A 25,906-nucleotide genomic window follows, 5' to 3' on the forward strand; every position below is an offset into this window, starting at 1 on the left:
TTAACTCATCAATAAGTCACGAAAAATTCCACACGCCTGTTCTGCGCACGCCCTTGCTTGTCTTTATTGCTGCTGACAGGCTGACTGTCTCCAGCGCCCTGTACGGTTATTTTTGCCGGATCAATTCCCTCGGCAATGAAATAACGGGCAACATCTGCAGCGCGTTTTTCTGACAGCATTTGGTTATTCGGGAATGCTTTCGTTTTAACGGGTGTGGAGTCGGTGTGGCCAACAATGATCACTTTGCCATTCACGCGATGAACTTCTTTTGCCACGCGCTGAAGAATTGGCTCCATATCTGGGATAATTTTGTCCGATCCCGACTGGAAGATTGAATCGCCGCGGAAAACTACCTTGCTTTGAACCTGAGTTTCATCAACGCTTACCAGCTGTTTTCTGATCTCTTCTTTCAGCAAGATGGCCAGACGCAGGCGGGCAACAACCGGTGGTTTGCTCACGTTGAGACGCTGCATGGCATAAATGCGTTTTTGCAGGTCGAGTTCGTGGACCGAGAGCCAGTATTTGCACCAGATGTAGGTGGAAGCCACCAGGATAGCAGCCAGCAGGCAAGTGACGCGCACCGGGATGATCAGGCGCTCTCGCTTCTTACTGCCCCTCACAACCAGCCCGTGAGGAGACAAGGCCGATGGCATTGAATCCCGGGTGCTCTGGATGATGGTCAGCAGACGCTGGCGGATTTTTGTCAGTTGACGATCGCCATCTTCAAGAATGCTGTAACGTCCTTCGAACCCCAGCCCCAGAATACGCAGCAGCACCTCAAGCACGTCAACGTACTCATGTGGGTTCATGGAGAGACGACCAATCAGCAGGAAGAATTTATTCCCGCCGTCGTTATCGCCCTCAAAATGGTTCAGAAGGTTGCTTTGTGACCAGCCCGCCTGTAATCCCCATGGGGTGGTGTGTGCAGCCTCATCCAGTGCGGTACAGATGCAATAGCGCACGATGGCCATTTTCTTCCATGAGATTTCCACCTCATCACACACCACGCTGAACAGGTTGATTTCGTTTTTCAGGCTTCTTTTCAACACGTCAGCGTGCTCTGATGACTGCATGCTGTCAGGCATATCGCTTAACGCACGCAGCAGAGGCTGAACGGCCTCCAGCAGGGGGTTATCAGCCGCTTTGACTTTTAATACACGCTGCTGAACACCTTCACTTTTTAACGAGGCTTCATTTTTATTGCTACGCACGCCCATGGCGAAAGCATCAGTACTGTCGATCCCTGCGATGCCAGGCACATCAAAACCAGCCTGATCATCAAGCAAAAACTTACCCAGTGCCTGAGGCGTTAACGCTTCATCGGGCATTTGCGTCGAGTCCGGACTCTCCAGATCCCTTGGCTGGTCTAGTTCACTCATTAGTTTCTGACTCCCCACAGCTCCATTTTCAGTCCCGGGAAATCACCCGCGACATGAAGAGCCAGCGCACCCGTTCCGGCAATTTTTTCCCAGAAAGGCCCACTTTTGAGCAGGTCAAAATAGACATATCCCGAGTGATAAGGGATCTGCCGTGGTGGCACTGGCAATCCTTGTAAAACCAATCCAGGCAGATGCGAACGAACTAATTCATGCAGTTGTTGTGGTGCGCTGATCTTGGCCTGTGCCGAGAATTGCTGCTGCAGAACATCCATTGGTAACTGTGCGTTAACCGCCAGCACCAGGTTCGAGAATGAGCGCAGTTCTCCTGGCAGTACCGAAGCAGACCAGACACCATTGCCTTTAGCATGCAGAACAATCATCTGACCGGCACGGATCAGGATCTGGTTCAGCAGATCGTGCAGTTCTTCAACCAGCGGACGAATTGACTGATAAAGCCTCGCATGGTCATAACCCGGCGCGCTTTTAGGGCGACGTGTTTTAGTGCGAATAAAAGTCGACAACTCGCCGGAAAACTTCGCCAGCTCCTGATACAACATAATAGGCGGCAGTTCCGGGATGTTTCTTAAGTGATCCAGTATCGGCTCATACTTATTGAAGATCTGCAGCAGCAGATAATCCACCACTTCCGCACTGCCACTGGCTTTACCATCGCTGTTGGAAAGACGTTCGGCCAGCATTTCCGCACGCATCTTCACCAGACCGTTGAGGTGAGTCAGCCACTCGGTCAGCAAATGGTTCGCGGCATAACCGGTCACCGGCGGAATGTGGTCTTCAACGTGCAGCAGGACGCTGCCGTCCGGCTGAATCGCTCTGACCCTGGTCAGCGGCAACCCAATCCAGGACTCGGTCATTTCGCTTTCTGCCACCAACTTCAGGCGCAGTTTCGCCAGCTGAACCGGTTTGGGTCCCTGACGGATGGAGTTGGTGTCGCTGAGATCCGTTTCAAAAGCAGAAAAACGAGCCAGCGAACCATAATCGTTAGGATCAAAGATGGTTTCGTCGCTGTTATCCAGGCGCAACGGCACCGCCAGATAGATCATCTTACCGAGGTGATCGGGGGTGATGGTCAGCGGTTCAGGCAGCTCAGCATGGCCGGGAATATCAAACGGCGTGCCATCAGGTAATACTCCCCTGCCCGAACGCAGCACGAGTTTTCCGTAAGAGAGAGCTTCCAGATCGATATCATAGTGCGCGAACCCCCAGAAGAAGGGAGTAATAGTCGCGGCACGTTTATGTGCGTAATATTCTAAATAGCGTTCCTGCTGCTGAAAAAGCTGAGGGCGCAGAAAGAGACCCTCACTCCAGACGACTTTATTTGTTCTCATCGGTCAGTCCATTTTATCGATCGAGATTGCTAATGTGTTAAAATGCACGCTAAATGCTATCGGATCTCCCGGGACTATTTTTCTCCACCAGGATTTCTTTTTGTGCTTTTCAGAAAGTTCAACCGTGTCACTCCAGCCTGCCTTATCAATTTCCCGATAGGCTGCTGTTACCCCCAGAGCAATGGCATCTTTACCTGGCGTAAGTGTAATTATTCTGGTTTCACCGGGTTTCAGTATCGCCTCATAAATTTTTGAGGATTCTTCTTTTAACTCTGGGTTGGTGTTATCTGTGATGGTGAAAAAATCACTGTTCTCAAAGTTATCTAAGGCCTTAAGTTCATAAATCGCGATACTTAAAGGCGCAGCCTCCCCTTTTTCATTAGGGTTAACATCGTCTGACGAGGTCAGGCTGACTTTGATTTTTTCAGATTTTTGCTCTTCTTTTGGTGCGGAAAAGCCGCAGCCAACCAAAAACAAGGATAAAAATAAAATAATCGTGTAGCGAATAACGCTTTCAGTATATTTAGTTGTTTTTCTAACTTGCTGCATCTTGCTGTACCTCGGGCAACCTGGCCAGAAAAAGGTTTTCCGGAATTTCCCGCTGCCGAAACTGGTAGCCTGACTGAGTGAAAAACTTGCCACCCCGAAAGATGGCAAGTTTACTCACAAACCTGAAAGCAAATTAGCTGCTCAGGTTAGCTTTAACGTCATAGCTTGCAGAGATAACACCAGATTTGGAGCCTTCTGAATTCTGCATGACGTAGTCCTGGGTCACTTTAGTGAAGGAGAACTTCACCAGTTCGCGTGGACGAGTTTCATCTTCTGAAGAACCGGCCATATCAACGCGGGTAATAATGACATCAGTAAATTTGATGGTCAGGTATTCCAGCGGATCTCCACCTGCTTTGCGAACAACGAAAGTAATGTTTTTGATGTGCTTACCGGAAAGGCAGTAGCTCAGCAGGTTAGGGCTGGCTTTGTCGGTGTAGTGAGTAAAGCAGAAATCATCAACAGATGCTTTACCAGAACCGCCGCCTGAACCACTGTGCATATTAGAATGCTGAGCAACATCCCACTGCCAGCTAAGAACTTCAATTTCGTTAGTATGTGTAGCATCCAGTGATTCACCTTCGATGCCATCGATTTTTAAGAACATATCTTGTGCCATGATAATTTCCTTATTAAGCACTTATTGAAAGCGTTACACGTATGTGTAACGACCTGGTAAAACAGTGAACTTTACTGAGTTAACAGCAAATATTCCCTGCTAATAACTTTTAAAAAGTTTTTCGTCAGCCCGTTACCCGATAAAGAACGGGCTTCAGATAATCCTTTTTTAATTACGCAACGCCTTTCAGCGAAGGCAGTTTAGCAACCATACGCAGTGAAACAGTCAGGCCTTCCAGCTGGAAATGCGGACGCAGGAAGAATTTCGCCTGATAGTAGCCCGGGTTGCCTTCCACTTCTTCAACCACAACTTCAGCCGCAGCCAGAGGACGACGTGCTTTGGTTTCGAAAGAGGAGTTAGCCGGGTCACCATCCACGTAGTTCATTACCCAGTCGTTCAGCCAGCGCTGCATTTCATCGCGCTCTTTGAAGGTACCGATTTTGTCACGCACGATGCACTTCAGATAATGAGCGAAGCGCGAACAGGCGAACATGTACGGCAGACGGGCAGACAGGTTGGCGTTGGCCGTTGCATCCGGATCGTAGTATTCAGCCGGTTTCTGCAGAGACTGAGCACCAATAAAGGCCGCATAGTCAGTGTTTTTACGGTGAATCAACGGAATGAAACCGTTTTTTGCCAGTTCAGCTTCACGACGGTCAGAAATCGCAATTTCCGTCGGGCATTTCATATCAATGCCGCCATCGTCGGTTGGGAAGGTATGGCATGGCAGACCTTCAACAACACCACCACTTTCCACACCGCGGATCAGCGTACACCAGCCGTAATGTTTGAATGAACGGTTGATATTCACCGCCATCGCATAGGCTGCGTTAGACCAGACATATTTGCTGTGGTCTGCGCCGTCGGTGGTCTCTTCAAAGTTGAAGTGATCAACCGGGTTGGTACGAATGCCATATGGCAGACGAGCCAGGAAGCGTGGCATAGCCAGACCGATGTAGCGTGAATCTTCTGACTGGCGCAGTGAGTTCCAGGCTGCATATTCCAGGTTCTGCGTGAAGATTTTGGTCAGATCGCGTGGGTTAGCCAGCTCCTGCCAGGAATCCATCTGCAGCACGTTTGGTGATGCGCCGGTAATGAAAGGCACGTGCGCAGAAGCAGCAACTTTACCAATTGAAGACAGCAAATCCACATCTGGCGCAGTATGGTCAAAGAAGTAGTCGGCAACCAGACAACCGTAAGGTTCGCCACCGAGCTGACCATACTCCTCTTCATAAATCTGCTTGAATAAAGGACTCTGATCCCAGGCGATCCCTTTATAGCGCTTCATGTTACGTCTTAAATCGTCCTTTGAGATATCCATGAAACGCAGTTTCAGCTTCTCATCGGTTTCGGTGTTATTGACCAGATAGTGCAGACCACGCCAGGCGCTTTCCAGAGCCTGAAACTCCGGATGGTGCAGGATCAGGTTAATCTGCTCTGACAGTTTACGGTCAATCTCAGCGATAAATTTCGCGATGTTTTTGTAAGCATCGTCAGCAACGGTAATAGAGCTGGCCAGAGCCTGCTCGGCCAGTGTTTTCACCGCATTTTCAACAGCAACTTTTGCCTGGTCAGACTTCGGTTTGAATTCTTTATTCAATAAAGAATTAAAATCGCTATAAGTGGTAGTTGCAGCTGCTGCTTGCTTATTATTTTCTACTTTAATAGACATGATTCCCTTCTTATGACTCAATCTTTCCGTGGAACATTGCCAGCTTCACTTTTTGGCTTTGGTTCTGCAGCCAGAGTGTTAAGCAGCGTTTTATCGTTCAGCACTTTCATAACCAGACTTTCTGCACCGGCTTTGCCGTCCATATAAGTCTGCAGGTTAGCCAGCTGCGTGCGGGCTTCCAGCAGTTGAGAAAGTGAGTCAACTTTTTTAGCAATTTCGTCCGGAGAGAAATCATTGATACTTTCAAAGGTCATATCAATCATCAACTGGCCTTCACCCGTCAGCGTGTTTGCTACGGCAAAAGCAACTCGTGGTTTCATTGCCTTCATACGTTCATCGAAATTATCGATGTCAATACTCAGGAATTTACGATCTGCGACCGGTGGTAATGGCTCCAGAGCTTTACCAGACAGATCGGCCAGTACACCCATAACAAACGGAAGTTCAATTTTCTTCTCGCTGCCATAAATTTCCACATCATATTCAATCTGAACGCGTGGAGCTCGGTTTCTTGCAATAAACTTTTGAGAACTATTATTAATAGCTGCCATGATGTCCCTTTCACTGTGCACTTTAAAGGATTAAATTTCAATTTTCATTGCCGTCTGGCAATAAATTACAAGGATTTTCTTCTGAATATTATTTGCACCCCGCCTGACCTACTGGCAGCCAATGCACCAACCCCCTTCATTCTATTTATAAACAAGCTCAACGCCAGCAAGTGATCTCAATTTTCCTGCCGTAACGGCATCACTGCCTTTGGCATAGTAGCTTGCTGTATATTGATGTGTTACATCACCCCCTGCGGAAGGGATAGCATAATCCTGTCCGCTGGTTGCATCATCAATAACGACCTGCGTTCCATTTTCTTTACGAATTCTGACCTGAACATTTTCACTGTATTCAGTCCCTGTCGTGTTAACAAGATTGCCTGTCGTTGTATCGGCTGCATTCTGATTACTGACAAATGTTACAGCAACGATACGATCGGACGGACATTCTTTCAGGGTAATATCAAAATCTTTATTTCCGGCTTCGGAACCACTGACTTTCAACGCTGAAGTGCTAATTGTGGGTAACAAAACCGTCTCTGAATAAGTTCCACTATTGACGCTTATAATGCAAGTCTCATCGTTATAAACGCCCTGAAAAAGTACATCAATATTACAGTTAATGCTGCAGGAAGTGTCCGCTTTTAACTGCAGCGAAAACAGAAGTCCAGAAAAAAACGCAGTACTTACTGCATAACGTTTAAGTTTATTCAATGAGCGCATGTGACCTCCAGCTGAGCCATATTAGTGTCTTTCGCATCTGGCAATTTACTGCCCGGCCGAACACGACAGACTGTTGACTTGTCGCCCATCACATACAGCACATTGCTGGCAGCATCCCAACCGCGAATAAAGGCCTGTCCACCCTGCCCAACGATGCTCTGGCTCACCCCATCTTTATCGGCCAGTTCGGTACCAATTGGCATATAAGCGCCTTTATCATCCCTGACCGTCAATACGGCCGGCGCACCGATAATCGTTTTCATCTGAATAAAGGATGCCGATCCGGCCCGTGGCACCACCACGCTTTCACTCTCGAGAACATCCACCGTATCCGGCAATCCTTTTGCATCAATTGAAACGGTATTCTGACGATAGGCAGTCAGCGAAGGCATAATGGCATAGCCATTGCTGTCAATCGTCGACCCGTAACCATTCATCACTTTTGCCCCTTCTCCGCCCGGCACATCAATAATGGCAAACGCAGAGTCACCCAATTGCGGCCCAAGAGTCATACCGCCCCGATGGGCAACCAGACTGCCATTTGCCGACAATGACAACTGTTTAGTTGAATTGCTGTTTGCTGATGCCGTCATACCAACCTGGCCATAAGGAGAGCGGTAGTTAACATTACCCGTTACGCCTTCCTGGTTTGTTCCTTTGCTATAGCGACCAACCGAGGTGCCCACACCATAGTTCAGTTCATTTCTTTCGCCCTGGCTACCGTTCGCGCTAGCCTGCAGGGACGAGTTGCCCGAATTATCGTGTGTATAAGTCGAATAAACCGAGCTGAATATCGGTTTACTATTAATATTATCCCGCCCTAATGGCACGTTGACTGAGAATGTAAAACTGTTCACATCCTTGCTGTTACCCGAACGCAAACGAGAGGCCGAAAGTGACCATGAAAAATAGCGTTGGGACTGGTTATAGCTAAGTGAATACTGTTTCGCCGATGGCCTGCCATCCCAATAGTTATAAATACTGCCGGAAGCATTAATATAGGCGTTATTCCACAAGCGCTGCCCCATCGTCAGCGTTACTCTTTCGCGCGTGCGGTAATCCGCCTCATAATGAGAGTAACGTGAGCCATATCGGTCAATGCTTGCTTCCCTGAAGGTATAAAACCCCTTAGTCGAATAGCGATAGGCTGCTAACGTAAAGTCCGTGTTGGTTGGCTCAATATATTTGCTGTAACCAATCCTGAAACTGTTGCCTGATTTTTTCTTGTCATCACGTAAATCACTCTGCGCGTAGGTTCCATCCATGGAAACACCACCTAACGGAGTATTGATAGCATTACCAATGGCCAGCGCCTGGTAGTGCTGAGAAGCCTGAAACCCGCCATAAAGGGTGTACATGCTCGTCAGGCCGTACTGGTAGACGCCCTGCAATACTTCAGGGTTGCTGCTCAGCACATCGTCCCTTAATTGCCCTACGGACAAACCAAACTGCGAGACACCTTCGTGCAACAACATTGGCGGGGCCGAAAATGGCACATTCTGACTACGCTGCCGACCGTCAGCCTCGGTCACGGTGAGCAATAGATCACCGCCGTAACCCATCGCGCCGATATCAGTCAGTTCAAAAGGCCCTGGTGGGACCGTAGTTTCATAGATAACCTGACCACGCTGCGTGACTGTTACTTTGGCGTTGGTTTCCGCATTTCCCCGCAGGACAGGCACATAGTTACGGATCCCTTCAGGCAACATCCGATCATCACTCTGCAACTGCACACCACGTAACGTGAAGCTGTCGAAAACATCGCCGCTGGTATTACTGTCCCCCAGCGTCAGCTGACTTTTTAATGGCGTGATATCGGTCTGCGCATAACCCAACAGGTTTTGCGTATGCATGCCGTCATAGTTTGACCAGTTGGTATTAAGCCGCTTTCTCAGACGCCATCCGGCAACGTTAAATCCCGCCAGTACCCCAATGTTATTGGTATAAGTGGTACTATTACGACCACTGTAATTTCCTGCCCCTGAATTCAGGGTATACAAGTTAGCGTTATAATCCAGGAACCCTGCCGTGACGCCAGAATCCCAGGTATTAGGATCGATGTAGCCTCGCGGGAAATAAATTACGTTAGCCTGTGGCACAACGACCGAAATTAAATAGTCGCCACTATCATAATTAACGGAACTGCCCGCGATAATGTTCTGTAATCTGAGGCATTCACTGGTTTCTGAGCCAGTTTGTTGTTCCAGTTTCTTTTGCACTGCGGCGTCCAGCTTGATGCCCATGCGCTCGATTTCCGCCAGACTGAAGCAGGCATGAGCGCTTGTTTCACCGGAGGCGGCAGTAAAACGAATGGTATACTTCCCCCGATTTTCATTATTTACAACAACAATGACAGGATAGCTTCCCGGTGCCACATAGTTTCCTCTGTCGTAGCGGGAAACATCAACGCCAGCGCCATGCATAAACGACGGATTGAATTCAATAACTGCAGGTTCGGTAACCGTACTCTGCTCAGGAGGTGCAGCCAGTGCTGCCCATCCCGCAGGGGCCACCACTACCGCACAAATAATTTTAACCGTTGTTATTATTTTTCTGGACGAAAAGGCGCACGTGGGTGTGCTTTTCGGTTTAAGGCATAAACTCATCTCTGATTGATGCACCTGGTAAACTCCTTTTTCCAGCGGGCTGCCGCCACTTTTCACGGACTGAGCATTCGCTCTCCCTGTCCGACTTTGCGCACTTCATTCGCGCATTTTACTTCTGTTGTTGTAAACTCAATCCTTTACTTCTGCTGCTGTATAACCAATGTTTTTCCGTTGCTGGTTTTCAGCGTGCCTTTATAAACAGAACCATAATCAGTTAACAAACGGAAGTTCACTCCCGACATGCCTGCGACACTTCCTTTGTTTTTCAGCAGAAAATCCTGGCTGGCAAAAGGTGCGATCATATCTGTGTTCAGTGCAACTGGCTTCCCACCAAGCTGTACATCAGCACCATCGAAAGACAAATAATAAGGCGTTGGGTTAGTCACCCGAATCCCCGTATTATTCCCCAATACTTCCCACTTAATTTTATCAACTTCACCCACTCCGGAACTGGAAAGAGCCTTAGGTCGATAAAATATTTTAATTCTGGTTCTGAACGCCAGTTCCAGGCGATCAACTTTGTCGGAGTTTTTTATGACTGGCGGCACTTCAAGCATATTGAACCAGAATACAGATTCCCGGTCCTGCGGCAGCGCCATACCGTTATAGATCATCCTGACACTCTGGCCTTTCCCCGGTTCAACCCGAAATACAGGTGGCGTGACCATAAAAGGAACTTTAATTGAATTGACATCAGCATTAGCATCACCGTCATCTACCCAGACCTGAACTAATGACGGATTAACGCCTTTATTGTTTGTCCGGACATTCAGTTCTTTTTCATTACCCGGGAAAATAATACGCGTGCCGCTAATTGTCATCGCCGCCTGGCTGTTGGCCACCAGACATAACATCAAAAGGGCTGAAGAAGCTATTTTAACAAGCATATAATTACCCACTGAGAGTTCGACTCTTCATCAAAAGCGATACAGGCCCTGGATTTATTCATCCGTAACACCAGTCCCTTATATTTTTCAGCAAGAGCGACCTCTCGGCCGCTCTTTCTGGCTAGCGTGTTAAGACGCTATTATGGGTAAGCCAGAGTGTACTGAGCTTTAGCGTGTACCAGACCAGCGGTAGTCGCAGCAGTCGCGTAGTAACCACCGTAGTAACGCATGGTCGCAGCACCGCTGGCAACAGCTACTTCCTGACCTGTTTCACCCAATTTCAGCTGCGCTTCATCAGAGTTATACAGACGAACCTGAACGTTGGTTGCCGCAGTACCTGTACCAGAATAATCATTGGTCAGGTTACCGGTTGCAGAATCGGTACCAGTACCACCAATAGCTTCAAAGTGTGCAGCAACTTTAGTGATCTCGGTAGGGCAAGAGATCACGTTAATGTCAAAGCCTTTTGATCCAGCAACATCTGTTGCTTTAGCTAAAGATTTGGTAGAAACGGTAGGCAGATCTACAACGATATTTACGCTATCGTCAGCAATTGTACAGGTTTCAGTGATCAGTTCACCGTTAAATTCTACAGTACCTTTACCGTCGGTAGCTGCAGCGTTAACGAAAGAAGAAGAAGCCATCATACCCAGTGCCAGTGCACATACAGTCAGTTTAAAATTACGCATGTAAAAATTTCCTATTTAAATATAAATTAATTGCATTCGGCGCACACACCCTGTGTTTGCCATTTCCATTGCTATTCAATTGCACTACTGTTTATTCGTTTTTTTCCTCTTCCTCCTGTTGTTGGAAAATAATCTCTATTCCATTTTCTTTATTCATTTCAAGCTGAATAGTCTGGCCGGTAATCGCCGTTTCACTACCCAGAATGCGACGCCCCATTTCTGGTACGATATTTTGTTCAATAAAGCGGATCAGCATCCTTGCGCCGGTCTCTGCCACCGGGCACTGGTCCACAATAAACTGCACCAGTTCATCGCTGTATTTCAGCACTGCACCGTGCTGTTCCAGCAAACGCGCACCTAACTTATTAAGATGCAAACGGACAATGTGCTGCAAAGATTCAGGCTGCAGTGGAATATAAGGAACCACACCCAGCCGGCCTAAGAATGCGGCCGGGAAGGTTTTCAATAGTTCCGGCTGCAGCAGTTTTTTCAGGCTCTGTGCGTCCGGCGCGGTATCCGGATCATTAAACAGGCTGCTCATCATGTCACTACCGGCATTACTGGTCAGTAGTAAGATGGTGTTTTTAAAATCAATCTGGCGCCCTTCGCCATCTTCCATACTGCCCTTATCAAAGACCTGGAAGAACAACTCATGCACGTCCGGATGCGCTTTCTCAATCTCATCCAGCAGCACCACGCTGTAAGGCTTACGACGGACCGCTTCGGTCAACACCCCGCCCTCACCATAACCGACATAACCCGGAGGGGAGCCTTTCAGGGAAGAGACGGTGTGCGCCTCCTGGTATTCACTCATATTAATGGTGATCAGGTTTTGTTCGCCGCCATAAAGCTGCTCGGCGATCGCCAGGGCCGTTTCTGTTTTACCGACACCGGATGGTCCTACCAGCATAAAGACCCCGATTGGTTTTTTCGGGTCGGCCAGACCAGCACGGGCGGTCTGAATGCTTTCGCTGACCTGGTTCAGGGCGAATTCCTGACCAATCACTCGCTCTGCCAGACGCTGAGGCAATTCCAGCACGGCACGAATGTCGTCCTTCATCATTTGGCCAACAGGGATCCCGGTCCAGTCGGCAACGATGCTGCCGATAACACCCGCATTCACTTCTGCCTGCACCATCGGCTGCTCCTGGCGCGCCTCTTCAAGGCTGGCCTCCAGAGTGGCGAGCTGAGCCTGCCGCTGCTGGATTTGTTCACGATCGGGAGCCTCTTCGGCCACCAGAACCTGCAGCTCTTCACGCACGGCAATAATCGAGGAAACCAGCCCTTTCTCATGCTGCCAGCGTTGCTCCAGCAGTTGGGATTTCTCAGTCTGCCCAGCAATATGCTCCTGCAATGATTCCGCACGGCTGCTCTCGCCTTTGCCAAAATGCAGCGCTTTTTCAACCAGCGATAACTCTGTCTCGGCTGTTTCGGTCTGGAATTTCAGGATCTGCAGTTCGGTCGGCGGCGCATGTTGTGCGACAGCGACACGGGCACAGGCAGTATCCAGCAGACTGATCGCTTTATCGGGCAGCTGAAGAGCCGGGATGTAACGGTGAGATAAGCGCACCGCTGCCTGCAAAGCTTCATCCATGATCCACACGCCATGGTGTTTCTCAAGCATAGGGATCAGGCCACGCAGCATTGAAGTTGCCGTCTCTTCATCTGGCTCACCCACCTGCAGCACCTGGAAGCGGCGAGTCAGGGCAGGATCCTTTTCGATATGACGCTTAAATTCACTCCAGGTGGTTGCACCGATGGTACGAAGCTGTCCCCTCGCTAAAGCGGGTTTAAGCAGGTTGGCAGCATCGCCTGTTCCGGCCGCGCCACCGGCACCGACCAGGGTATGAACTTCGTCAATAAACAGGATAACCGGTTGAGGAGAAGCGATGGCTTCCTCCAGCACGGCTTTCAGACGTGCCTCAAATTCACCTTTCATGCTGGCACCCGCTGAGAGTGCCACAACATCCAGGGTCAGCAGACGTACCTGTGAAAGAGCTGGAGGAACATTACCCGCAACAATTGACTGAGCAAGCCCTTCAACAACGGCGGTTTTACCCACGCCTGCCTCACCCGTCAGCAGAGGGTTGTTTTGACGGCGACGGAGCAGAATATCCACCATGGTATTAATTTCATGGTCACGACCCAGAACAGGATCGATTTTACCTTCGCGAGCCAGCGCAGTAAGGTCAGTAGTATATTGCGCCAGACCTCCGCTATTTTTCTGACCGGCTAACGCATTGCTGGCTTCACCTGGAATGGCCCCTTCATTCAGGACGCTGCCGTCATTTGCGGCTTCGCCAGCTTCCACAGAAGCCTGAGTGATATAACCAAAATCATTGGTCAGATGCTCAAGAGAAATACGTTCCAGAGCCGGGGAAATATCAAATAAAGCGCGACGCAGCTCCATAGTAGTCAGCATCGCAATCAATAAATGACCGCTGCGAATACGACTGTCGAAACATTCGAGGCTGGCATAAATCCAGGCGCGTTCGATAGCCAGTTCAATATGGTAGGAGAAGTCAGAAATGCTGCTGGCACCAGAGGGTAAGCGGGTCAGCGCCTGAGCGAAACCGCGCTCCATGGCATCCACATCCACTTCAAAATGGCGTGCAATCAGGCGGAAATCGCTTTCTTCCTGCTGCCACAGCTGGTTAAGCCAGTGAACCAGCTCAACATAGGGGTTGCCACGCAACTTACAGATAGTCGTTGCATTTTCAATACTTCTGAACAGTGTTGCGTCCAGCTTTCCGAATAAATTTTGCCTGGTAATAGCCATAATAAATAAAATTCCTTTGGGGCCCTTTGGGCTTCTTATGCATACACATCCGTGCTGTCAAACTATACTAGCCAAGCAAATACATAACGCAAAGGACAGAATCATCTCGAAACTGCTTTTAGGATTATTGGCCGAACTTAATTCCTTATTTGTTTCGGACACTCTTTTCAATTCATTATTATTAAAGAGTTTTTACTTTAAAAGTAGTGATAAGATACCCAAAAGAGCATGAATATCGAAATCTTCAGATTGAGTCGTCACAATCGTCATGATATAAGATTCTTACGCGAATAAGGAGGGGGCGTGAGAGGATCCAGCGGGAATGCCGGATATATCATATATCTTCTATTGTTTTCCTCTTTGTTATCAGGATGAAAATAAAGACCCTCACCTTCAACCGCCAGGATGCATTCAGGGATGAACGTTCTGTTAAGGTACTCACATCACCTTTCCACCCGTTACGCCCTCTATAGTTATCTACCAGTTTACGGCCATAGGGTTATTTCCCCCCAACATTCTGAGTCAGAAGAATGGTTTGAGCCCGAACTGAAAATCCCAAAAAAAAAATTGAAGAGTGATAAAAATGGAATTAATGGGGTACACCAGTGGATCATAAATTTCTTGATTATTATAATCATGAACTCACCTTCATGAAAGAAATGTCACTTGAGTTTGCTGAAAAGCATCCTAAGATTGCTTCCCGTCTGGGTATGCATGGTATTGAGGTTGCCGATCCTTATGTTGAACGACTGATCGAGGCATTTTGCTTTTTATCCGCCAGGACACAAATAAAGCTGGATGCGGAATTCCCCAAATTCACCCAGCGCCTGCTGGATATCGTCTACCCGAACTATAACTCGCCAACCCCCTCAATGGGAGTGGTTCAGCTGACCCCGAATCTGAAAGAAGGCGATCTGACTCAGGGCTATCGGGTGGCCAAAGACAGCGCGTTCCATACCAGGATCCTGCCGGGTGAAAGCTCCCGCTGCGAGTTTCGCAACGGTCAGGAGGTCACTCTCTGGCCATTAGAAATGACGGAAGCCCGGTTGACCTCCATTCCGCCCGACCTGCCTAACCTGGAAAAATACCGCATTTCGCATGCGAAATTAAAAGGTGCGCTGCGGATTAAGTTGAAGCTGCAGGGTGACAAAATATTTTCCCAGTTAAAAGGTCTGGATGAATTACCCCTTTATATTGATGGTGATGAAAGGGTTGTCTCCCATATCTTTGAGCTGCTGCATACCAGTAATGTGGCGATGATCATTCGTTCAGGCGGCACAAAAGCGCAGGATGTGGTGATCAATCAGCGCCCTCTGGCTTTCGAAGGGCTGAAACCGGATCAGACGCTGCTGCCGCTGGCATGGAACATGTTCCATGGTCACAACCTGATCCATGAATATTTTGCCTGCCGCCAGCGTTTTTACTTCTTTACGCTGACCCAACTGGCGCAGGGACTGCAACAGAATCATACCAACGAAGCCGAGCTTATTATTTTGCTCGACAGCCTGCCGCAGAATCTGATTGGTCATGTTGATCCATCGAAATTCTTATTGTTCTGCACGCCGGTCATCAACCTGTTCCCTAAAGTCGTCGACAGGATTGAGGTCAACAGAGCGCTTAATGCCTTCCATGTTGTTCCGGATCGCAGCCGCCCTATGGACTTTGAAATCTTCTCGGTGAATAAAGTCCTCGGCCAGCAGGCAGAGAAAAGTGAAGAGGTGGTTTTCAATCCGCTCTATCAGACACGCCACTGCGACTACGGCAATTTTGGCCGCTACTTTTCTATCCGCCGCGAAGCCAGGATCAAAGAAGAGACCAAAAGAAAGTACGATACCAGGACCCCCTATCTGGGCACCGAGGTCTTCGTCTCGCTGGTCGATCAGCAGGAAGCGCCTTATGGCGATCACATCCGCTATCTCTCCGTCGAGGCAATGGTCACAAACAGGGATTTGCCGCGATTGATCACCCGAAGCGGCAGTTTCGATCTGTCAATGACCGATGCCGTTCCTATTCTGGGCGCCACCTTTATCTGCCAGCCAAGCGCGCCACGAGCGCCTTTTGCGCTGGGGGAATCTGCCTGGCGCCTGATCCGTCAGTTGAGTTTTAACTACCTGCCGCTGTCAGATATGGAACACGGATTAGGTGGGGAATCTATGCGTAATATGCTGCGTCTGTTCCTCAACAGTTCGGATCATGAGTCCAACGCCCAGGTTAACAGCCTGATTGGCTGTAAAAGCGAACCGGTCACCCGCCGTCTGCCTGGCGATGGCCTGCTGGTCTATGGCCGGGGAGTCCGCTGTACCCTGACCGTGGATGAAGAAGGTTTTTCAGGCATCAGTCCCTATCTGTTTGGGCTGATAATGGAAAACTATCTATCCCGCCATGCTGCCATCAACATCTTTACGGAAACTGAACTGCACTCCATGCAACGCGGCCGGGTCGCCAGCTGGCAAGGCCGTCCCGGCAAAAGAGGGGCGCTGTGATGTCCGTAGCGCCATCAGGAATGAACACTTCATTACCCACGCTGGATGCCTGGTTTAATGAGGAACGCCCCTGGGATGCAGGTTTTATCAGCATTATGCGGGCTATTGCAGCCAAAAATCAGGGGTCGCCTCATCCAGGGATGGCGGCTTTGCCATCTCAGGAAAAATACCGTATCGGCCAGTCGCCCACGATGGCGTTTTCACCCCGCGAGATCGCCGATATTGGTGTTGAAGAGGGCAGAACGAAGCTGCAACTTTTCGGTCTGGGCGTCTGGGGTCCGCAGGGAGCGATGCCGCTGCATATGTCGGAGCTGGTTTATTCCCGTTCCGAACAACATGACCAGACGATGGTGGATTTTCTGGATATCTTCCACCATCGCGCGCTTTCATTATTTTATCGTGCCTGGTTTGTTGCACAGGACACGGCTTCGCTGGATCGCGCAGCAGATGAACGCTTTTCATTTTATATCGCCAGCCTGGTGGGCATGGACCCGCAGGAACTGAACAGCGATATTTTGCCCGCACATGCCCGCCTGGCCTCTTCTGCCCACCTGATCCGCGAAGCGCGTAATCCGGAAGGCCTGCTCGGTGCACTGCAGTATTACTTCGAAGTACCGGCAAAAATGGAAGAGTTCGCCAGCCAGTGGATTTTTCTGTCTCCCAAAGATCAGTCAATCCTGGGTGAAGCCGACTGTGCCATGTCGCTGGGTGATGGTGCCATTCTGGGCGATACGGTGAAGGACAGGCAGCATAAGTTCAAACTCATTCTTGGCCCCCTTACGCTGCAGCAATATATGCGTTTCAGCCCGTGGGGACAGGATCTGCCGGTACTGCGAGAGTGGGTACGAAACTTTATTGGTTTTGAATATGCCTGGGATACTCAGCTGGTTCTGGCAGCCAGTGAGGTACCACTTGCCACGTTGGGTGGTGAACATCAGCTGGGGTACGCCACCTGGCTGGAAAGAGCGGATACCGAGACTCCCGTTTATGGGATGAGCTTTGAGCCTGAACTCTATCAGGGCCAGATGCAGTAAATACGCTCGTTGGGAAAGCGAACAGGACGATTTCGTTAACAGCCAGTTATCAGGATAAAGGACATTACCGTGGCTGAAATAAATACAGCGCAACTTAGTAGTTACTATCAACATCTGTCCGAAGCCATTGCCGGGGAGCTTCCTTGTGGGGAGAACCTGGAATATGACGCCGGCTTCATCATGCTGCAGTCAAAATTACAGCCACGGCTGGATGTGGAATACGGCAACTTTGTCGAGGCGGCAGAGCCTGTCAACTGGGCCGAAATAGAGCGGGAATGTCTGGCGCTGCTGCAAAAAAGCAAGGATATCCGTCTGGTCATCGCACTGATCCGCTGCCGCACCCGACAGATTGGCCTGTCAGCACTCAATGAAGGGCTGCAGGCGATACGTTATTTGCTGCGAGCTTTCCCGGAGGATCTTCACCCTCAACTGCTGGACGAAGGTGAATTTGAGCCGCTGATGCGGGCCAATGCGCTGTCTGAGCTGGAAGATGCCAATGGTCTGCTGGCCGATATCCGCAATCAGGCGCTGCCCAAAGCGGCAGGCTTACAAATCACGATCAAAGAATTTGAAAAGGCCAACGCCTCTCCCCGTGAAGAAGGCGCGTTACCTGAAGCAACCGTCACCGCATTGCTGCATGAATGGGATGAGCGCGAAGACAAAACCATTCATTCTCTGCGAGAAGCGTGGAGCTGCCTGACAGAGATTAAGGATGAGCTGGGGGATTCACTGGGCCACGATACGCCTGATTTCTCGCGGCTTACTCCCCTGCTGAACATATTTGTCACTCAGTCATATCAGCCTTCTGCACCAATGGAAGTTGTTCCTTATGAGAGCGAACAGGAACAGCAAGCTGAATCAGAACAAGACGATGCAGAAACCATCGCGACAGAACCCGTTGCCGGAGATGAAACTCAGGTCCAACACAGCCCCCGTATTGTCATACAGAAAGCAAAAGAAATTGAGAATCGCTCCGATGCTTTAGCAAAGCTCAGAGAAATTCGGACGTGGTTCACAAAAATGGAACCCAGCAGTCCTGTCATTCTTTTATTAGCATTCGCGGAATCAACCATCGGTAAGAGTTTTTCAGAATTATTGAAAATATTACCAGCCGATATAATTGAAAAAATGGATCCAGACAAGGAGAAGTAAGATGCTACGGAAGGCTATATTTTTATCGCTGAGCGGACTTATCGCGGGAAATGCGGCAGCAGATTGTACGTTGATAAGTGGGATCCCCACCACATTGTCTCTCCCGGCTCAGACCATTGCTATCAGTGCCGATGCAGTGGCTGATACCACAATCCCGATTGCTGGTGCTATTTATACCACTCCACCAATGGGAGCGTCTGTTACCTATGAAGGTTGTCTTAATGGTGCGCCAGCAGGCAGGAGACTAATTGATTTAACTGATACCGTTGCAACAAGATTATATAAAACCAATGTCCCGGGTATTGGCGTAAAAGTACATTTGTATAATCCTTCCAGCGGCGGTTTTGGCGCTTATCCCGCTGATTATAATGTCACATTTGAAGACGGTACAGCTGAAGGAACAGCTAACTGGGCAGCAGGTCGTTATTACCGCGTTCAGTTTTACAAAGTGGCCGATAAACTGACACTGACCGATCCTGCCGGAGATGTGGTTCTTGATGCGAAAACACTGGCTTATGAATGGGTCGGAAGTGATAGCGTTCGCCCTATGTCATTGTTTGTCAATCAAATAAAAATAGTCAGCACGCCAGCCTGTACGGTTGAGGATACCAAAACGATTGATTTTAATACGGTAACTCCAGCGATGGTGGCCGCAGGTGTTGAAAGAGATCTGGATTTCAGTCTGAACTGTAAAACAGATTATGGCACCTACTCCACGACCGCCAGCGTCACCACGACCACCCCTTCAACGGATTCCACCTACATAAAGGTCACGGATGCCGGCGGTAATATGGATAACCTTGGCATCCAGATATTAAACAGCAGCGGTGGTGTGATGGCTGTTAATGGCACTGTACTGGAAAGAATAGCTACCACCGCCAGTGGTACCGCAGCTCAATTTAACTGGAAAGCTAAGCTGGTCAATGTTTCATCAGGATCTTCCCGCCCGCAAAATGGTCAGTTTACTGCTCGGGCGGAGATCGTTTTGAATATCAATTAACTGACGAGCAGTGCGATTTTAAGGTGACTATATGGAATTAAAACCTGAAATTTTTGTCAGTATTGCCAGCTACCGGGATGCGGAGCTCATCCCCACGCTGACTGATATGATAAAAAACGCCTCGGACTTGCACTCACTTAACATTGCTGTTTGCTGGCAGGACGAGGGGGATATCACCCCCTTTCTGAATGAAGGAATGGAATTAAGTGAGCAGACAAAAAGCGGGGATCACGACTTATTTGTTTTCAATTATCAGGGGGCCCGCATTCAGTTTTTGAGTGTACATTATTTCCTCAGTGAGGGCGCCTGCTGGGCAAGACATCTTTGCGAAAATCTTTATAACAACGAAGACTATTTTCTGCAGATTGACTCTCATTGCCGGTTCGTTAAGAACTGGGATAAAGTGATGGTCTCGATGCTGGCTGAATTACAAAAGCAGAGCAGCCATCCGGTGATCTCGTCTTATCCTCCAGGGTATAAACCGGGCGATGAAAGTTCTAAAAATACCTACGTGAGTCGCCTGGTGTTTCGCGGCTTCTCCAGCGATCGAGTATTACAGCTGACCTCTGTTGATTTTAAAAACGACGAACCGTTAAGAGGAACCTATCTGGCAGGAGGGTTTATCTTTGCTAAAGGATCGTTTGTTATTGATATACCGAATGATCCCGAGATTTTCTTTGAAGGTGAAGAAATTGCCATGGCCGCGCGTGCATTTACCCACGGCTATGACGTGTGGCATCCGCATAAGATTTTACTGTGGCATTTTTATGGCAGAAAAGATCACACCAAAGTGTGGTCAGATCATAATGGGGAAGCTAAAAAAGCCGGTTCGATTGATAAAGCCTGGTGGGACAGGGACAGCGCTTCTAAAAAGAGGGTCAGAACTTTACTCGGCTACGAGAAAGACGGCCCCGATATTGACCCACGCTATGCACTCGGAAATAAACGAACGCTGACAGAATTTGAGGAGACAATTGGGGTGGACTTTACACTTTGCAGTGTACTGCCAGAAGTGGTGGAAAATGGGCGTTGTTCCTATTTCACTGATAATCATTTGCAGGACTGGCGAAAAAGGGTGATCAACACCAATAAAAAAACGTTAACCATTCCGAAATCTGAACTTGACTGTCAGCTGAACAATATTTCTCGCCTTCATATTGGTGTTTACAGTAGCAATAACGATCTGCTTGATAAAAAAGTGTTAAGTGCGGAAGAGATCGACAAGTCAATTAATAAAGAAAATGTCGAAGAGTTAAAATTTGAGCTGGATTTTACTACATTACCCTCGCTGAAACCCAGTGTGATCAGAGTCAGTCCCTATATTCATAATGAAGGATGGGGAAAAATTGTGGAGAGGGCATGGTGAAAAGCGAAGTCTATTATAACAGAGTCATCTGCATCGATACATTGCTGTCATTAAATGGCGTAATCCCCTCTCTGGCAGAGTTTCAGCTAAAATTAGTTAATCTTATTGATCAATTCAGCAAAGAGCTTATTTCAGAGGGGCAGTGTGAACAGCTCAGTGATGATCTGTGCCATATCATTTGCAGCTACCTCGATAAGCACATCGCGCTTCGCCTGCATAGCAGCAACATTTCCTGGGAAAGAAACTTGCTGAGCCGTCATTTCTATGGCTATGACATAGAATTCGGCTCGCTGGCGGACAGAATCGGCCTGCTGTTAGAAAACAGCGACGGAAAGATTTTCAATTACGCTTACCGGCTTCTCCCCTTGATCCTCAAGTCCCTTGGGGAAGACAAGAACATTTCTGCCCTGATACTACGCTATGCCCCTGAGCCTGTGGCAGAAGTATTGCCCGAGTCTGAAGAGGATAAAGCAGAAGAAATCCTTCTTTTTACCCCGGCAAAACCCCGCAGCTCCTGGGCTAATCCTGCCATCTGGCAGACAGGGATCATGCTGATCCTGCTGCTGCTGCTCTGGATTTATTGCAGCAAATATCTGGATGGTTTTTATTAAATGTTTGCTTCAACTCACCCAATTAAGACTTCCGGCCCCCTTCTGACACCACCGGAACAGGACAGAGCCATGGTTATTTTCATCATCGGTCCCTATGCCAGAAAATGGTTCCCTCATCCCCAGCCCATCAGCGATCGGGCTGATGATGAGCTGATACGCTGGATACTGGCTCCGGATGCTGAGGATTTGCACAAGCAACTGAATCGGGTACGCAGCGCTAACCGGCAGACGGTTACCATGACATTTTTCCCTTTTCTTCCGGACGGCCAGGAGAGCAGTGAGCTCACACTGGCTCAAATAGCCGACTGGCAGGCCTCATTCAACGCGCTTCCTCTGGCGGAATCGCTTCCCTGCATTTTTGGCCTGTATGCACAGCTCAGCCAGGAACGCTCCGTGGAAGATCCCGATCGCGCCATCTGGCTGGGGGGATTTGATGTTGCAGCCAGAAAAGAGACCACGCTCAGCAAAGAGTTTGTCGCCCTGAGCGAAATGCTCGGGCAGCACAGCCAGCATGGCGATTACCACGCCATTCAGCGCTTTGCGATGGCAGATGCCCTGCAGTTATGGCTGCGCGAGACGGGCGTCATGAAGTCATTACAGGCGCTGTTCAACCAGACCTCCCTGAAGCTGACCGGCGTACTGCTCTCTGACTATGGTGAAGGGTTTGTGCGGCATGGTGCCTGGGCAAACTGGATTGCCAGCCGGTTTGAAATCTATCCCGGCCTGGCTTCCTCAATGGCCCTGCCTCAGCTTCCTGATGTGCTCTATAAACCGGGCGTAAAAACGATTATCAGAGAAGCAGAAAAGCCCCGTAAGAAAGTTTGCTGGTTACCCATTGCAGTGGCGTTAGTGCTCGGCCTGACCCTTGCCGGGACGACCTGGTTCGAAGGGCAGCATCTCCTGAAAGCCAAAAAAAGCCTGGAAGCATTTAATAATATTGACACTATTTATCTGCAACAAAAGCGGGATGCATTCGGCGTATTAGCACGGGAAAACGACAGCCTGAGAGGCTGTACAGCCAGTAAATTTTTGCAGGCGCTGGGTCTCTCCAGATGCAATAAGATCCGGGCTGAAATCAGCAACACCATCAGCCTGTATGAAAGCTCACCGATTCTGTTCTCTTCCGGCCCGGTGGCTTTATTTTCCCTCAACAGCTCTGAGCTGGGGGAAGGTAGCGATGAATCGTTAAAGGTTCTCCTGCCAGTGGTCGCCAATAATCGTCAGACCACCTTTATGATCGTGGGCCACTCGGATAATACCGGCTCTCCGGAACTGAACATTCAGTTGTCGGAGAAGAGAGCAAAAGCTGTGCGTGACTGGCTGGTAAAACATGCTGACGTACCGCTCACAAACTTTATGGTTAAGGGAGTTGGAGACACCGCCCCCATAGCCAGTAATGAGACCGAAGAGGGTCGAAAACAAAACAGGCGAGTGGATCTTATCCCCATCCCTGCGAATCAACATACTAATGATGAGTAAAGGACTATGAGTAAAAATAAATCGACCTATATCATTTACGAAGGATCACTGTTAACTGAAGCTCCGGTATTTGACCAGAGTGTCAACGTATTGCGTTTTCGTGACCCTGAAGACTTTGAGTATACCATTCTGATCAACCGTGCATTTTTAGCAGAAGACCAGACTCTGGAAGAATTTTGCGAAGCACAAATGACGTTTATGACCAACACCATGCCGGCATTTGCCGTTGAAGGTAAGCAGCTGAAAAGCGAAATTGGCCCGGCCAAACTCCCGGTGGTGCAGATAGCTAACCGTTTTTATCTTGATGGAAAATTGATGAAGCAGGTCCAGACGATGGTGGCATTGCCCTATCATCCGGTAGTCAACAGTGGCAGAAATAATATTATTATTTTCACACTGAACGTCGAGAAAGAATTCACTGAATATCAGCGTAAACATTACGTTCAGCTCATTAACAGCTTCGATCCTGAAGCCACTCCAATGAATATGAAACCATAAATTCATTTCAAAAACGCAGGCCCGGAACATGTGTTCAGGGCCTGAAGAAAACTACAAAATAGTCAGAGACATAAAGTACTGCGGTCTTTATTACCACAATGCGCGATAAAAGACGCATATCTGTAGAACTCAACCCGGTTAAGCATACCAAGTTTTCTGATGCTGTTCCGGCAATGTGTATTAATGGTTTTCTCTGAACGATTCAATATCCTGGAGATATTGCCGATATTATGCCCCTTACCAATCAGCAACAGGATTTTGCACTCGGTCAGAGAAAGTTGCATAAATTTTTTCAGCCCAATGGTTTTATGGTTTTCCGGGCTACTGAAAGAAGAGTAATCCATGCTGGCTATCAACAGAATTTTTTCGAGCTTCCCCATGATTTCTGACAAATTATTCTGTCGGCAACCAAAGGGAATATGGATTGTCGTTCTGTTAAGCTTGTTGTTTTCACTCCGCCAGCGCCGGCACTCCTTATTCATCTGAATACTGACCATCGAATCGCGGATGATGATATTTTTTTCATTGCTGTCCTCCGCAGGTTCACCGACCAGAAAGCACAACGATGATTTACTCAACGCGCTGTTGACTTCATTAATGAGGAGGCTAAGGCCAAAAGTATAATAGAAATTATCACTTTGCAATGATACTTTCACAATATCCTTACATTTATTATCAACATCTTTAAACATAACCATTAAATTTTCCTTTTACCTGATGATCCCAGCCTGGGCAACCATGGAGATAGCTCTGCATGGTGGTAAGCGACTCCATGAACCAGAGAGAAAAAGTCATCTCTCAGGAATAAGCGACAACACCTTTCCGTTTGTTAAGTAGAAAAATAGTGACGAAGGTAAAATCTCATTTTTTATGTTGAGTTATTTTGCTGACTTTGTAAAAATTTTGTTATATTATAATTTTCCAGTCAGAAGCTCAGTTGCAGATTATTAATAAAGTCAATCAAGATAACTCTGGAAAAAAATAACTATTATTACCCATCACATTGCCTGAAGTATTAATTTCACTTCCCTCCGTCTTAATACCTGACCAATAGTTTAGTAACAAAATTAACATTAACGCCCATGCTACCTTCCTGAAAAGGATGATGTAAATAGTAAAAAATCTACATTTTACGCTTAAAACTTTAATGCATTAATAAAATTCAATGCATTTGACTTAGTTATCCATAACCAGTCAGGGTCCGAAAAAAATACAATTACAGGTTATTTTATTATATTTCACCAGATAAACACCACATAAAGTCAAATAAAAGAAACGAAGAGCTAAAAAATCAGCTCTTCATTTATCCTTTTTATTCATCTCATGGTTATTTTCCCCATGTCGCTTCCAGCACGCGGATCCAGTTGCCATGGCAAATCTTTTCCAGCAGCGGCTTATCATAACCATGCTCTGCCAGCGCACTGACCAGCAACGGCAAGCCAGCGACATCTTTCATATCCGATGGCAACGTGGTGCCGTCAAAATCGGAACCAAAACCAACATTGTCTTCACCCAGTTTTTCCACCAGATAATCAACGTGACGAACAATCTCCAGCACCGTGGCATCCTCAGCCTTCCTGCCATCGGAGCACAGGAAACTGGTGCCGAAATTCACCCCAACAAACCCATTAGTTTCACGGATGGCAGCCAGCTGGCGACCGGTGAGATTGCGCGATTGAGGGCAGAGTATATGAGCATTGGAGTGGCTGGCAACCAGTGGCGCGTTGGAGATTTCAGCGGTCTGCCAGAAGCCTTTTTCATCCATATGCGACAGGTCCACCATGATACGTTTGTCGTTACAGGCACGAACCAGCCGCAGCCCCGCTTCTGTAAGACCGTTACCGATATCCGGTGAGGATGGAAAGCGGAACGGCACGCCATCGCCGAAAATGTTCGGACGGCTCCACAATGGTCCCAGCGTGCGCAGACCGGCAGCATAAAGCACATCCAGCAGCTCCAGCTCAGCATCCAGTGCCTCTGCACCCTCAAGGTGCATCACCATCGCTATCGCATTATCGCGCATGCACTGGCGGATATCCGCCGCCGTCCTGCATATCTTCGCAGCACCCGCCGACTGTTGCTCAATCCGCAACAGAGTGGAGATCATCGACAGCGTGATTTCCAGCGCTTCCGCCCTGCCCGGGGTTGGTTCAATGCCGTCATGGTTTTCATGCACTGCCGGCGAGGTTCTGGCCTCAAATCCAGTCGAAGGCACATAAGCCGCAAACAGGCCACCGGCAAAACCGCCCTGACGCATCCTGGGCAAATCCATCTGCCCTGCGGCTGGCCCATTGAGAAACACCGCTGCCGAATCGTTTTGGTTCGACAACCACAGACGCATCAGGAGATCGTTATGACCATCAAATACAGGTATGGCGAAAGTATCAGAATGCAGGTGTTGAGACATTGGAGGTCAGCTCTCGAGCGGTTAGGGCAGAACTGTCCTCTCATGACGCAGTTTGCACCACAAAAAGACAGCTTCT

The 25,906-nt window shown here is 48.5% G+C and carries 21 protein-coding genes; 8 read left to right on the plus strand and 13 right to left on the minus strand.

What is annotated here, in order from left to right; translation table 11 throughout:
• Nucleotides 1–8 precede the first annotated feature (8 nt).
• The 11 genes from tssL to tssH form a co-directional block, all read right to left on the minus strand.
• The gene (tssL, locus tag AC3Y5R_RS14585; protein WP_489921945.1) at nucleotides 9–1,379 is read right to left on the minus strand and encodes a type VI secretion system protein TssL, long form; all 1,371 of its coding nucleotides are present in this window, start codon (nucleotides 1,377–1,379) and stop codon (nucleotides 9–11) included.
• Nucleotides 1,379–2,725: a type VI secretion system baseplate subunit TssK gene (gene tssK, locus AC3Y5R_RS14590; RefSeq protein ID WP_158780615.1), complete on the minus strand. Its 1,347-nt coding sequence runs from the start codon at nucleotides 2,723–2,725 to the stop codon at nucleotides 1,379–1,381. Before tssK ends, tssL begins: the two co-directional genes overlap by 1 nt.
• Before the next feature lie 3 nt (nucleotides 2,726–2,728).
• Nucleotides 2,729–3,274, minus strand: coding sequence for a type VI secretion system lipoprotein TssJ (gene tssJ / locus AC3Y5R_RS14595; protein ID WP_158780616.1), 546 nt, complete (start codon nucleotides 3,272–3,274; stop codon nucleotides 2,729–2,731).
• Nucleotides 3,275–3,407: 133 nt separating this feature from the next.
• Nucleotides 3,408–3,893 (minus strand): Hcp family type VI secretion system effector, encoded by a 486-nt coding sequence (locus AC3Y5R_RS14600; RefSeq protein ID WP_158780617.1) that lies wholly within the window; start codon nucleotides 3,891–3,893, stop codon nucleotides 3,408–3,410.
• Between the two features lie 172 nt (nucleotides 3,894–4,065).
• The gene (gene tssC / locus AC3Y5R_RS14605; protein WP_158780618.1) at nucleotides 4,066–5,565 is read right to left on the minus strand and encodes a type VI secretion system contractile sheath large subunit; all 1,500 of its coding nucleotides are present in this window, start codon (nucleotides 5,563–5,565) and stop codon (nucleotides 4,066–4,068) included.
• A gap of 17 nt (nucleotides 5,566–5,582) precedes the next feature.
• Nucleotides 5,583–6,116 (minus strand): type VI secretion system contractile sheath small subunit, encoded by a 534-nt coding sequence (gene tssB, locus AC3Y5R_RS14610; protein WP_158780619.1) that lies wholly within the window; start codon nucleotides 6,114–6,116, stop codon nucleotides 5,583–5,585.
• Between the two features lie 141 nt (nucleotides 6,117–6,257).
• Complete coding sequence (locus tag AC3Y5R_RS14615; RefSeq protein WP_489921946.1) at nucleotides 6,258–6,839, minus strand: fimbrial protein; 582 nt, start codon at nucleotides 6,837–6,839, stop codon at nucleotides 6,258–6,260.
• A complete protein-coding gene (locus AC3Y5R_RS14620; protein WP_489921947.1) occupies nucleotides 6,827–9,502 on the minus strand; it encodes a fimbria/pilus outer membrane usher protein in 2,676 nt (891 codons plus the stop codon). Before AC3Y5R_RS14620 ends, AC3Y5R_RS14615 begins: the two co-directional genes overlap by 13 nt.
• Before the next feature lie 80 nt (nucleotides 9,503–9,582).
• The gene (locus tag AC3Y5R_RS14625) at nucleotides 9,583–10,332 is read right to left on the minus strand and encodes a fimbria/pilus periplasmic chaperone (protein ID WP_489921948.1); all 750 of its coding nucleotides are present in this window, start codon (nucleotides 10,330–10,332) and stop codon (nucleotides 9,583–9,585) included.
• 140 nt (nucleotides 10,333–10,472) lie between these two features.
• On the minus strand, nucleotides 10,473–11,021 hold the full coding sequence (locus AC3Y5R_RS14630) for a fimbrial protein (RefSeq protein ID WP_489921949.1): 549 nt from the start codon (nucleotides 11,019–11,021) through the stop codon (nucleotides 10,473–10,475).
• Between the two features lie 91 nt (nucleotides 11,022–11,112).
• The gene (gene tssH, locus AC3Y5R_RS14635; protein WP_489921950.1) at nucleotides 11,113–13,800 is read right to left on the minus strand and encodes a type VI secretion system ATPase TssH; all 2,688 of its coding nucleotides are present in this window, start codon (nucleotides 13,798–13,800) and stop codon (nucleotides 11,113–11,115) included.
• Nucleotides 13,801–14,405: 605 nt separating this feature from the next.
• Here tssH and tssF point away from each other — a divergent pair.
• From tssF to AC3Y5R_RS14675, 8 genes are all read left to right on the plus strand, one after another.
• A complete protein-coding gene (gene tssF / locus AC3Y5R_RS14640) occupies nucleotides 14,406–16,283 on the plus strand; it encodes a type VI secretion system baseplate subunit TssF (RefSeq protein WP_489921951.1) in 1,878 nt (625 codons plus the stop codon).
• Nucleotides 16,283–17,317: a type VI secretion system baseplate subunit TssG gene (gene tssG / locus AC3Y5R_RS14645; RefSeq protein ID WP_489921952.1), complete on the plus strand. Its 1,035-nt coding sequence runs from the start codon at nucleotides 16,283–16,285 to the stop codon at nucleotides 17,315–17,317. The genes tssF and tssG overlap by 1 nt, the downstream gene beginning before the upstream one ends.
• 69 nt (nucleotides 17,318–17,386) lie before the next feature.
• A complete protein-coding gene (locus tag AC3Y5R_RS14650) occupies nucleotides 17,387–18,469 on the plus strand; it encodes a type VI secretion system protein TssA (protein ID WP_489921953.1) in 1,083 nt (360 codons plus the stop codon).
• Between the two features lies 1 nt (nucleotide 18,470).
• Nucleotides 18,471–19,469 carry a fimbrial protein gene (locus tag AC3Y5R_RS14655; protein ID WP_489921954.1) on the plus strand — a complete coding sequence of 333 codons (999 nt, stop codon included), beginning with the start codon at nucleotides 18,471–18,473 and terminating at the stop codon, nucleotides 19,467–19,469.
• Between the two features lie 31 nt (nucleotides 19,470–19,500).
• Complete coding sequence (locus AC3Y5R_RS14660; RefSeq protein ID WP_489921955.1) at nucleotides 19,501–20,835, plus strand: GlcNAc-transferase family protein; 1,335 nt, start codon at nucleotides 19,501–19,503, stop codon at nucleotides 20,833–20,835.
• Nucleotides 20,829–21,446 (plus strand): hypothetical protein, encoded by a 618-nt coding sequence (locus AC3Y5R_RS14665; protein WP_489921956.1) that lies wholly within the window; start codon nucleotides 20,829–20,831, stop codon nucleotides 21,444–21,446. The genes AC3Y5R_RS14660 and AC3Y5R_RS14665 overlap by 7 nt, the downstream gene beginning before the upstream one ends.
• Nucleotides 21,447–21,515: 69 nt before the next feature.
• Nucleotides 21,516–22,925: an OmpA family protein gene (locus tag AC3Y5R_RS14670; protein WP_489921957.1), complete on the plus strand. Its 1,410-nt coding sequence runs from the start codon at nucleotides 21,516–21,518 to the stop codon at nucleotides 22,923–22,925.
• A gap of 6 nt (nucleotides 22,926–22,931) precedes the next feature.
• Nucleotides 22,932–23,423, plus strand: coding sequence for a DcrB-related protein (locus AC3Y5R_RS14675; RefSeq protein WP_489921958.1), 492 nt, complete (start codon nucleotides 22,932–22,934; stop codon nucleotides 23,421–23,423).
• A gap of 62 nt (nucleotides 23,424–23,485) precedes the next feature.
• On the opposite strand, the gene AC3Y5R_RS14680 is transcribed toward AC3Y5R_RS14675, so the two are convergent.
• Nucleotides 23,486–24,121 (minus strand): helix-turn-helix domain-containing protein, encoded by a 636-nt coding sequence (locus AC3Y5R_RS14680; protein WP_489921959.1) that lies wholly within the window; start codon nucleotides 24,119–24,121, stop codon nucleotides 23,486–23,488.
• Nucleotides 24,122–24,750: 629 nt separating this feature from the next.
• The gene (locus AC3Y5R_RS14685; protein ID WP_489921960.1) at nucleotides 24,751–25,830 is read right to left on the minus strand and encodes a dipeptidase; all 1,080 of its coding nucleotides are present in this window, start codon (nucleotides 25,828–25,830) and stop codon (nucleotides 24,751–24,753) included.
• Between the last annotated feature and the right edge of the window lie 76 nt (nucleotides 25,831–25,906).

The organism is Erwinia sp. 009765445 (genome assembly GCF_058137865.1).